This is a genomic window from uncultured Meiothermus sp., assembly GCF_937863175.1.
Lineage (GTDB): Bacteria > Deinococcota > Deinococci > Deinococcales > Thermaceae > Meiothermus.
Map to the genome: position 1 here is coordinate 1 of NZ_CALMCQ010000193.1, position 10,892 is coordinate 10,892.

The 10,892-nt window shown below is 60.3% G+C and carries 10 protein-coding genes; 2 read left to right on the forward strand and 8 right to left on the reverse strand.

The window, feature by feature from the left end; genetic code table 11:
• The 5 genes from Q0288_RS07505 to Q0288_RS07525 all read right to left on the reverse strand — a co-directional run.
• On the reverse strand, positions 1 to 386 hold a 386-nt coding region (locus Q0288_RS07505), incomplete at its 3' end, for a hypothetical protein (protein WP_299429278.1).
• Positions 387 to 458: 72 nt separating this feature from the next.
• Complete coding sequence (locus Q0288_RS07510) at positions 459 to 1,217, reverse strand: DUF4388 domain-containing protein (protein WP_299429279.1); 759 nt, start codon at positions 1,215 to 1,217, stop codon at positions 459 to 461.
• 286 nt (positions 1,218 to 1,503) lie between these two features.
• Complete coding sequence (locus Q0288_RS07515; protein WP_299429280.1) at positions 1,504 to 1,956, reverse strand: low molecular weight protein-tyrosine-phosphatase; 453 nt, start codon at positions 1,954 to 1,956, stop codon at positions 1,504 to 1,506.
• Positions 1,953 to 3,542, reverse strand: a complete 1,590-nt coding sequence (locus Q0288_RS07520; protein ID WP_299429281.1) for an alpha-amylase family glycosyl hydrolase — start codon at positions 3,540 to 3,542, stop codon at positions 1,953 to 1,955. Before Q0288_RS07520 ends, Q0288_RS07515 begins: the two co-directional genes overlap by 4 nt.
• Before the next feature lie 12 nt (positions 3,543 to 3,554).
• On the reverse strand, positions 3,555 to 5,486 hold the full coding sequence (locus Q0288_RS07525; protein WP_299429282.1) for an alpha-amylase family protein: 1,932 nt from the start codon (positions 5,484 to 5,486) through the stop codon (positions 3,555 to 3,557).
• 230 nt (positions 5,487 to 5,716) lie between these two features.
• Here Q0288_RS07525 and Q0288_RS07530 point away from each other — a divergent pair, with 230 nt between their 5' ends.
• Positions 5,717 to 7,300, forward strand: coding sequence for a hypothetical protein (locus Q0288_RS07530; protein ID WP_299429283.1), 1,584 nt, complete (start codon positions 5,717 to 5,719; stop codon positions 7,298 to 7,300).
• Between the two features lie 361 nt (positions 7,301 to 7,661).
• Here the strand turns inward: Q0288_RS07530 and Q0288_RS07535 are convergent, their stop codons facing one another.
• Positions 7,662 to 8,105 (reverse strand): hypothetical protein, encoded by a 444-nt coding sequence (locus Q0288_RS07535; protein WP_299429284.1) that lies wholly within the window; start codon positions 8,103 to 8,105, stop codon positions 7,662 to 7,664.
• 125 nt (positions 8,106 to 8,230) lie between these two features.
• Here Q0288_RS07535 and Q0288_RS07540 point away from each other — a divergent pair, with 125 nt between their 5' ends.
• Positions 8,231 to 8,704, forward strand: a complete 474-nt coding sequence (locus tag Q0288_RS07540) for a hypothetical protein (RefSeq protein WP_299429285.1) — start codon at positions 8,231 to 8,233, stop codon at positions 8,702 to 8,704.
• A 537-nt stretch (positions 8,705 to 9,241) separates the two neighbouring features.
• On the opposite strand, the gene queA is transcribed toward Q0288_RS07540, so the two are convergent.
• The gene (gene queA / locus Q0288_RS07545) at positions 9,242 to 10,297 is read right to left on the reverse strand and encodes a tRNA preQ1(34) S-adenosylmethionine ribosyltransferase-isomerase QueA (RefSeq protein ID WP_299429286.1); all 1,056 of its coding nucleotides are present in this window, start codon (positions 10,295 to 10,297) and stop codon (positions 9,242 to 9,244) included.
• Positions 10,298 to 10,318: 21 nt separating this feature from the next.
• Positions 10,319 to 10,846: an NYN domain-containing protein gene (locus Q0288_RS07550; protein WP_299429287.1), complete on the reverse strand. Its 528-nt coding sequence runs from the start codon at positions 10,844 to 10,846 to the stop codon at positions 10,319 to 10,321.
• Positions 10,847 to 10,892: the final 46 nt, after the last annotated feature.

Consider the following 10,892-nt stretch of genomic DNA (forward strand, 5'->3'; position numbering starts at 1 on the left):
TTGGCTGGGTTGTTATCGTCGCTACTTTGAACCTCGAACTCCACCCGCACCTTGGCTACGTTGCGCGGAATGAAGCGCACGGTCTGCGTTGTGCTGCGGCCTGTGGCCAGATTGGGTAGGGTGCAGGTCACCACACTGGCCGCTTGAGAGCACCCCGCGCTGGGAACCAGTTCGGCTCCGGTGGGCAGGGTGGCTTTGAGGCTGATTGCGGTTGCAGGATCGGGGCCGAGGTTCTCTACCGTGACGCCAAACAGGTTGGGTGCGTTTACCGTCATGCTGGAGTTGTAGCCATAGCTCGAGATGCGTACATCTGCGGCTGCCAGCCCGGTGGCTGAGAGAATAACCGCTGCCCATACGCCGAGTCGGTTGACATGGATGCGTCTCACCCTTACCTCCTTGGATCGCCCATTCGCGACATATAGAGGCTATCCAGGTGAGCGTGACTGGAGGATGACTGCTTATAAGGCAGGCCAGACCAGCACCTCTTGCCCAACCCGCAAGTTGTGGAAGAACAAGACATCGGAAGAGAGCAGTAGTTGCGGTCCAATGTGGCTTTTGGCCTCGACGGGCAGTTGCAGGATGCGCTCCTCGGTGCGCACTTCGATCTGGCTGAAGGGGCCGTAGTGGTTGCGCCAGACCCGCAACAGCTGGGTATCTAGGCGTGCTCCCACAGAGCCTTCCAGGCGACCTACCATTAGACGAACCGTGCGGGGGGTGCGAAAGGTAATCTGAGCCAGGCCCAGACGGGCCATTCGGCTCACGTTGAGGTTGACCAGATCGCTGGAAATCCCGCTGATAGCCGAGAGGTCGAACAGGCTAATGGGCTTACCCATGTGCCGCAACAACTCGAACTCGTCGGGCGAGAGGGTGAGGTGGGTGGTGCGGTTGGCATCGGTAAGCTGTACCTGGTCGAAGGGGCTCAAATCGAGGCGAGCGTCCATAAAGCGGATAGCCTGGAGCAGGTAGTTGTCGAGAGAGCCCTCGAGGCTCGACTGCTTGGCCCGCTCGCCACTCAGAAAGCGAAACTTGCCTTCCTTGAGAACCAGAATCTGCAATAGACCATCGCTCCCTGCTTTGCCTTTGTACTGGGCGTGAACAGGCTGACCCCGCTCCAGATACACCTCACCGCCCGGAACCTTGAACGCCCCCGTTTGCCCAGCTTGCGAGAGCAGCTGCAAGATTTCGATGGGGCCTAGAAGGTCGAAGTTGCCATCCATACAGCGCAGGCGCGGGAAAAGTGCAGGTTACCCCGAGGGGAATGAGAGCAACCCTCATTGTAGCAGGCGGTGTCTGGACGGCGGCCCTCGGGGTAGCCTGTTTCAGTATAGAAGTCTGGATGGTCAGGCCGAGGCGAATTTGACCGGGATAGCGTTACATAAAGCGGTCGTGGTCTGCAACTGGTTCCTCCGATACCTGGTTTACACTCCCCCGACGCTCGCAATAATGCGATTCTGGTATGGGTTCATTCAAGCAACCTGGATGTTAGTCCTCACGAGATCGGTATCAGTGGGTTGCCTGGGTTTCCAGAAACACCTCCAGGGCCTGGTCTAGCATCCTGTACACTGCTTCAAAATGCCGCAGATTGCCGTAGTAAGGGTCGGGCACCTCGCCCCCGCCGTTCAAGTCCAGCAACAGACGGGCCTTGCCCTGGTGCTGGGGAAACATCTGCTCGAGAGTCCACAGATTTTCTTTGTCCATTACCAGTACGTGGTCATAATAGGTCAAATCTTCGGCGCGAACCTGGCGGGCGGTGTGCGGGAAACCCGCGCCATACCTGGCCAGTACCTGTTCGGTGCGCGGGTCGGCAGGCTCACCCTGGTGCCAGCCTCCGGTTCCGCAGGAGTCTACCTCGAGCTGCCCTTCCAGGCCGCGCTCGTGTAGCTTGCGGCGCAGAATGCCCTCGGCCATGGGGCTGCGGCAGATGTTGCCCATGCAGACGAAGAGCACCCGGGTCATAGTCGAACCACAACCCCCTCGTTGGGGCGAAGCTCGAGGGTCTGACCAGTGCGGCCATAGCGATCCAGGTGGGTCGAGAGCAGAACCTCGCCGCCCGGCAGCAAGAGCGCCTTAGGCTGGCTGGTGAAGTTGAGCGCCACCAGCACCTCGCCGCCACGCAGGTAGGCGAAAACGCCCTCGGGAGCCTTGTAGGTCTGGTAGCCGCCCTCCAGCAGCGGCGGTGTTCCCTTGCGCACAACCAGCAGGGTTCGTACCAGGGTCAGCATGGACTCCGGGTCGGCGTCCTGGGCCTCCACATTGCGTTCCGGGTAGTCCGCCGTTACCGGTAGCCAGGGCGCCAGGGTGCTGAAACCCGCGAAGGCATGGCCCGTCCACTGCATAGGGGTGCGCTCGGGGTCACGGCCAGGGTCTAGGCCGTGTTCACCCGCACTGTCTTTTTGCCGCAGCGCGGCAGGATCCTGGACCTTGTCTGGCGGAATAACCCCGTCTACCATCCCGATCTCGTCGCCGTAGTACCAGGTTGGCGAGCCGCGCAGGGTAAAGAGCATCATCGCGGCTACCCTGGCCTGGGCGTGCCCGATGCGGGTGGCCAGGCGGTGCTGGTCGTGGTTGCCCAGCACCCAGTTGGGCGTGGCAAAAGGCGGCAGGCTGGCCTCGTACTCCTCCACAATAACGCGGATGTTGTCGGCGCTCCAGTTGTGCAGACCCCGGAAAATCAGGTGAAAGTTGAAGGGCAGGTGGCAGCCAGGTTTTTCTGCGGTGCCGTAGTAGGGCATGAGCTGGTGGTAGGGCAGATAGATTTCCCCCACCATCACCCGGTGCCCTGGATACTCATCCAGTACTGAACGCATCTCCTGCACAATCTCGCGGGTCTCGAGCTGATCTTCCTGGTAGATGTGGATATGTCGGAAGCGGTCTATCTCGCCGGGTTTGTACTGAGGGTTGTCCGGCTCGTCGCGGAACAAGGCATCCTCCACCAACAACCAAAGCACATCAATGCGGAAGCCGTCTACCCCTTTGTCCAGCCAGAACCGCATCGCCTCGTACATGGCCGAGCGCACTGCGGGGTTGCGCCAGTTGAGGTCGGGCTGTTCGGGTAAAAACTGGTGCAGATAGTACTGCCCGGTTTTTGCATCCAGTGTCCAGGAGGGCCCACCGAAGTAGGCTTGCCAGTTGTTGGGTGGTGAACCATCGGCCCTGGGGTCGCGCCATACGTACCAGTCGCGCCTGGGGTTGTCGCGAGACGACCTCGACTCCTTGAACCAGGGGTGCTGATCGGAGGTGTGGTTGGGCACCAGGTCAATAATCAGCTTCATGCCCAGCCGATGGGTGTCTTCCAGCAGCTGGTCAAAGTCCTTTAGGGTGCCGAAGATGGGGTCTACCGAGCAGTAGTCGGCCACGTCGTAGCCGAAGTCCTTCATGGGCGATTTGTAAAAGGGCGAGAGCCAGATACAGTCGAAGCCCAGGTCGCGGATGTATTGCAGGCGGCTTCGGATACCCGGCAAATCTCCGATGCCATCGCCGTTGGAGTCCTGAAAGCTGCGGGGGTAGACCTGATAGATGGTTGCGGTTTTCCACCATTCCATTTTGAAAGCTCCTTATGCTTGATGTTGCGTCAGCCACAGCCGGGCAAAGGGCCTCAGGTAGGCCGGGCCGGGGGCCTGGGTGATCTGGTCGTAGGGCTGCACGATACCCTCCTGGCGTAGAGTTTCCCAGGGCAGGGCCTGGTCTTGTTCGCTGAAATTATAAACCTGCACCAGGGTGCCCTCGGGATGCTCACGTTTCAAGACCAGCAGGTGGGGGTTGGGCTGCCAGAGGGGCCTGGTCGAGAAGGCCGCGTGGAGCTGGCGGGTACGGGCGCGGGCTTCTAGCAGCCCCTTGATCCCCTGGAAAATCTGGTGTTCCACCGTGCCTTCCCGGGTGCGCTTTTTGGCTTTGGCCCAGTCCATTCGGGGCCGGTGCAGCCAGCGGTTATCGTCCTTGTGGGCGGGGTCTTGCACGTAGTCGTAGTCGTTGAGCATCCCCAGCTCGTCGCCCATGTAAATCAGCGGGATGCCCTCGCCGTAGCCGATGAAGACCGCATGGGCCATCAGGATGCGCTCGATGGCCTGGTTGACCAGGCGGGGGTTGCCCGATTCCAGCGCAGTTTCCAACCCGGCCAGACTGGCCGCACTGCCCGAGGTGCGCCGGTCGCCGGTCACGGGGTTCTCCTGGAAGTGCATCCCCCTGGCGAAAGACCCCTTAAACTCGCCTTTGTAGAAGTCGGACAAAAAGCGCCGGTGGGCAGCCCCGTTGAGCCCTCCCGCCGCTGCGTCGGTGTCGGAGACGGCCCAGCCGATGTCGTCGTGGCAGCGCAGATAGGTGGTCCAGCCCGCGCTGGCGGGCTTCTGGGGGAAGCGCATCAGGGCCTGGGTAAAGAGCCGGGTGTCGCGGCTGGCCAGACTCGACCAGACCTGCACCATCAGGGTGTTGTGGTAGGCCAGTTCACTGACTTTGCCGTAGTGTTCGTTTGTGCCCAGGTAAGCAATCAGGTCTTCGGGGGCCACGATGGCCTCGGCCTTGAAGGCCACGGCAGGTGCGGCAATACGCACGGCGGCGCGAAGGGCCTGGGTCAGGGCATGCACCTCGGGCTGGTTCTGGCAGTGGGTGCCCATGCGCTTCCAGGTGAAGGCGATGGCGTCGAGGCGGAACACCTCCACGCCCCGGTTGGCTAGCCACAAGATCACGTCGAGGTATTCCAGAAATACCTCGGGATTGCTCCAGTTGACATCCCACTGCCAGCTATTGAAGGTGGTCCAGACCCATCCCTGCACCTCGTTGTCCCAGGTAAAGCTACCGGGGGCAAAATCGGGGAAGATGTCGGGCAGGGTGCGCTCGAAAGCGTCGGGAATTGTGCGGTCGGGATAGATGTAGAAATAGTTGCGGTACCTGGGGTCGCCCTGGCGTGCTGATAACGCCCAGGGGTGTTCGCGGGCCACGTGGTTGAGCACCAGATCCAGGCAAAGGCTGATGCCCTCGAGGCGGAGCTGGGTGCAAAGCTCCTGGAGGTCGTCCATGGTGCCCAGATCGGGCCGCACCTGGCGGTAGTCGGCTACCGCATAGCCCCCGTCGTTCTCGCCCTTACGGGGCAGCAGCAAGGGCATCAGGTGCAGGTATTTGATGCCCAGTTCCTTCAGATAGTCAGTGTGTTCGCCTACCCCCCTCAGCGTACCCGAAAAACGGTCTACATAGGCGATATAGCCGTGCAGGTCGGGTTGGAGGAACCAGTCCGGGGTGTGGATGCGTTGCAGATCCAGGGCCTGCAAGTCCTGGGGGCGCTGGGCCAGGTTCTGGCCGATGACCTGGGCCACCCGTTCGGCCACGGTTTCGGCCCTGGGATAGACCGCCTGCAAACCGGCCCAAAGGTCGCCCAGGTAACGGTGCACCCGCGCCTGGAGATCGGCAGCTCGGTAATGATCCAGTGTTTTGATCTGACGGGCGATGCTCTGGAAGAAAAGATGGCCGTCCATGCGCTCATGTATTCTACGCATTCCTCACAGGGCGTTACTCACAAAGCCAGTTTGCAGTCAAGCCCACGGTTCGCTCTTAAGAATGTAACGCCCTGGACGAACCATTTGTGAGTTCGGTTAGGGATTTCTGAGTCCGTCTGGTTCCAGTTCTTAAGCTGTGGTTAATCCAGAAAAGTAACGGTCGGAAGTCCTTGTACTTTGGTGGCTAAGGGTTGGTTACAACTCGAGCAGGCCATACGGGAGGAAATCAGATGCAACGAATAAAGATGCTTTCGCTGCTAGGGGGTCTGGGGCTGTTTCTGGGGGCCTGTGGCGGTGGCGAATATACCGACAACCCCACCCCCGATAGTTCCAATGGCCCTTTTCTGGCCGAGCCGTTGACCAAACACCCTACCAACCTGCCCCTGACCTTGATCAGCCGCTACCTGGTAGTCAATGAAAGCAACGGGCGCCTGTCCGCTAGCTACGGCGGTCTGCGCTACTGGCCCCGTCAGGCCGACAAAAACCGCAACCCCAACAACCCCAACCAGGCTTCGGGACCGCGCTTTACCCAGTATGCAAACTGGGACATCCTGGACGCGCCCGGTTCCAGCTCCAACCGCTCGGACTGGCTGCGCCTGACCCTGACCCGCGATGCCACGGTGGTGGTGGCCTGGGAAAACTCCGCGCTGTGGCTCTCGGGCTGGAGCCGGGGCGAAACCACCGCCGCCGATGGCAGAAGGTTCAACACCTTTACCCGCACATTCCGGGCAGGCGAGATCACCCTGGGTTCCCCGGAAGGTCGGGGCGAGTACTGGGTCTTGCTGGCCGAGGGCAACGGGCAGCCTTCGGCTGAACCGGCATTGCCCAGCGGCATTACCGAACGGCCCGTGCCCAACACCACCTGCCCGGCCTGGCTGGATGGCGTGTGGGTGGCTAGAGGCCCAGACGGTGAGACCTACCAGGGCTGGCACCCGCAAATTGACCCGGTTTACTGGTGCTACTACCGCCACGAGCACAACTCCGACCCCGGCCTGATTGGCTATCAGGCCGCCTTCCTGTATACGGCCCGCTACACCAACAACCAGGCCGAGCGCGCGGAGGGTTTCAAGGGCTTCGCGGTGCGCGATGGTGAGATCGGCTGGTACATCAACCTCCACTCCGAGACCAGCACCGAGCAGCGGGTCTGTGCCCGTTTCCACACGGTGGTGGTGGTGGCGACCCGCTGGCGCACTGGGGAACGACTGGCTGAACTATCTTTCAAAGGCGACTTTGGGGCGGCCCGTTCCAACCAGGGTGAGACCCCCTTCTTCAGCAATGTCTGCACCGACCCCCGCACCGGCCAGCAGATCAACCAGGAAACCATTGGACAGCAGCTGGCACAGACCACTCGAGCCTCGAGGCGCATTCGTCCTTCGGGGCAGGTGGGGGGTTATGAGCAGTGGGATGGCGGGCTGACCAGGGCCCTGGTGCAGTTTAGCGGTGCGGGCATTGGTATTGACATCCAGAACCCGGCTACCTCGTGTTCGAGCCTGGACTGTCCCAGCCTGGTAACCAATGGTGGCAATTCCAGCACCCGCCGCACCATTCAGTTCAACAACATCCGGGTGCGGTATGATGCTGCCAGAGACCCCGACGGCGATGGCTGGTTCGAGACCAATCTTTACGGGGATGGCCCCTTTGTTTCTGGCGACCGCAGCTCGGGCACTGGCCCGTTGCGCCAGTTCATCAAGCCTGGTACCGATGTAAGCCTGAATGGAGGCTTCACCACCGAAGATGCCTGGCGGGGCCTGTATGTCCGGGGTGGCAATACACAGGATCTGGAACTCGAGGGTGCGCTGGGAACCATCAATTAAAATCCACCACAAGGGCGAGAGGAGCAGACAAACTGCTCCTCGAACCTTTTGTATGCTGACCGCGCCCTATACAGACACCGCCCCGGCATGTAGATTTGGTGTTCCTGCTATGTATCTCCACGTAAGGAATTTGCGATACGTTCGGTGGTATGACAACGAAGCCGCGCGGACGTAAACCCCAGAATAAGGCAATTCCTGGCTTGTGCACTTCGCACCCGCGGCGTGCAGGGACACGGTACACAACCGTCGAGGGATCAGCCATGTTGGCGCTGCCAGCAAACCCACATCAAAGCCTCGAAAAAGCCCCCGGTGCGTCGGACAAATCCAGCAAGGGATCGCACAATTCTTTCGGAGAACCGCTCTAGTTGGTGCGCACCTCGACGCTACGTTGTTCTTGCCCAGCGCAGCCGTTGCTGGTACAGCCATAGCCGTAAATATAGAAAAAGGGCCGGGCCTCGCTGGGGCTGGCGTTGTTGGTAATCTGAAACTGGGCGGTGTTGTTGCTGGGGGTTACGTCGATCTCCCTGGGGCTCGAGGTGACCCCCTGGGAATTAGGCACCCAGGTCAGGCGCACCCTGGTCAGATTGCTGGCATTAAACGTGATGGTCACAGTTAGGGGGCCTGTACTGCCTCGTACCAGGTTCATGGGACTGGGGGTAGCGGACATACTGAACGTGCTGGGAGGGGGTGGGGGGGATGGAGGGGCTGGGTTCGACGGCGGCTGGCTGGGGGGACGGAAGATGCTCTGGCCACAAGCGGCCAGGAGCGGGGTCAATAGCACCACAAGTAACAGGTATTTGCTCATGTTTCGCAGTGTAGGGAGGGAGGCTCGAAGAAAGTCTTAAGGCTTGCTAATGAAATCTTTATGTAACATTTTTCTGACCAGATAAGCCCAACTTTCCCAGCGGGATCCCAATAGAATGTGGGACAATGGTCACACGTCTGGTGGTTCTGCTGCTGCTGTGCTGGGGCCTGGCTGCCTTCGCACAAAGTTCCAAGCCTTTTGCCGGGGCCAGCCTGGTGTTTCAGTGGGTGGAAGGAACCCCGCTCACCAGTCTGATGTTGCAAACCGGGAGTTATGATTTCGGTGGCGGCTTTGGGGCCCGGGCCAGTGTGGGAATTGGAGTGAGTCCGAATTTCCTCGAGCTGGGGGCAGACCTGCTTTTCCCAGTTGGCGCAGGTCGTCTGATGCCTTACGGTGGGATTGGGGGTAACTGGGTAGGCCTGGGGGCGTTGAATATTTTTGGGATTCGGGGCCTGGCGGGGGTCAACTACAGTACCGCCAGCGACGCGGGCTTGTTTGCCGAAGCCGTTCCGACCCTCTATTTGGCCAGCGATGCCACCGGCATTTACGGAACCGCTTTTGGAATCCAGGTTCGGTTTGGGGTCAACTACCTCTTCTAAGCGGTTCGAGCAAATACCCTGGGGGGATGAACCGGCAATCGCCTGGGGATTGTGCCCAGCACACGGTTACAGCAAAAAGTCATTTCTGTCCAGCTGGTCTATTACGAGTCCACCAGCGACTCGAGGGCGGATCAAACCCGAGAAGCGCATCGAAGGGCGGGGTGCCTTCACGCCTCCACCCACTCCGGGGCACCCAGCGGGAAGCCCTGGGAGTACCACCTGATCTCCCACAGCGCCAGTCAAGCCGCATGAGCCTGAACAGGGTGTGTTCCCTAAATAACCCGGAAGCCGGGACTAAGCTATGTGCAGAATCCGGGAACGGCTGATGGCAATAGTGGAACGAGCAGAGGCAGAAAGTAAAAGGAAAAGCCTGGCTGGTTCAGTCGTCCCATGCATGACCCCAGCCTGGATGAAGCGGGTCGAAAAGCCCTGGCCTTCCTGCCCAAACAGGCTCCCGTTTCAAAAGCGAAGGCCTCGAGATCCCTGGCTCTGGCCAGATGGAGGGAGCCGACTAAAGACAGCGAGCGGCCTGCGGGCTCAGTAAATTAGCATCGCGTCGCCAAGGCTGTAGAACCGGTAGCGCTCGGCAGTGGCGGTCTGGTAGGCCCGCATCATCAGCTCATGGCCCATAAAGGCCGAGACCAGCATCAGCAAGGTGGATCTGGGCAGGTGGAAGTTGGTAATCAGCGCGTTTACCACCTTGTACTGGAATCCTGGGCGAATATATAACTGGGTCTCGCCGCCACCTGGCTTTATCCCTCCAAGCTCCGAGCAGTAGGCCGTCTCGAGCGTCCGTACCACGGTGGTTCCGACGGCCACCACCCTCCGTCCGGAGGCTCTAGCCCGGTTTACTGCATCAGCCGTTTCGGAGGAGACCTCATAGGGCTCGAGGTGCATCACATGCTTTTCCGGGTCGTCGTGTACGGGCTTGAAAGTGCCCGGCCCCACGTGCAACGTGACATAGTGAATCTCCACCCCCAGGCTGCGAATGGTGTCCATCAGCTCGGGGGTAAAGTGTAGCCCTGCGGTGGGGGCCGCCACCGAACCAGGGGTTCTGGCATAGACGGTCTGGTAGCGGGCCGGGTCTACCGGGGCATGAATATAGGACGGAAGGGGGGTTTTACCGATTTTTTCCAGGTGCTCCCATACATTTCCCGCAAAACACAGCACCCGAGTTCCATCCTCTTGCACAGCTTCAACCGTGGCCTCGAGGCCATCCAGAAACGTCAGCCTGGAGCCTACCCTGGCCCGCCTGGCCGGTTTGAGCAGGGCCTCCCACAACTCCCCCGACCCAGACTTGGCCGAGCCACCCCCCTGACTGAGGGGGGAAGGGGGGATTTCCCGCACCAGCAAGACCTCAAGGGGAGTTCCGTGGGGGTTGGTCGCAAAGGTTCGGGCTGGAATAACCTTGCTTTCGTTCAGCACCAGCACATCGCCGGGCTTGAGGAAAAGGGTCAGTTCGCGGAAAATCCGATGCTCGATCCGACCCGTTTTGCGGTCAATCACCATCAACCGCGACGAGTCGCGGGGCTCGGCGCCGCTCTGGGCGATGAGTTCTGGCGGCAGGTGGTAGTCGTAATCGTCCAGGGTCATGCTGTGAAAGTTGTTATATACCTACTCTGTTCTGGGAATCAAGGTTCGTTCCCGCTCTTTGTTGGGAACGAAGGCGTTTTCGATTTCGGGCAGATGGATAAAGCGGTCTACGGCATCAATCAGCTTTTGTGAGGTGGTCTCCTTGAAGGAGACTACCTCGACCCGGATGCCCCGCTCCATCAGCACTTCCACAATATCCACAAAGTCCCCGTCGCCGCTGCCCAGCACCACCACATCCAGGGTGTGCATCAGGCGCACCATATCGGCCGCGATGCCCATGTCCCAGTTGCCTTCGTAGATGGGCTTGCCCTCGTCGGTGGTTTCCTTCAGGGTTAGATTCATCCGGCGCACCCGGAAACCGATGGTGGAAAGCTTGTAGATGAAAGGCCAGGCCGAGGTGTCGTGTTCGCGCTCGACCACGTAGGCGGTGGCCCGCATCAGTTGACGGTTGCCGATGGCATAGCGCATCAGGCTTTCAAAGTTAACGTTTTGCCCATAGTAATCGCGGGCGGAGTGGTAGAGGTTCTGGGTATCTACAAACAGGCCCACGCGCTGGCTGGGGCTCCATCCGGGAACACGGCCAAAAGGGTCATTC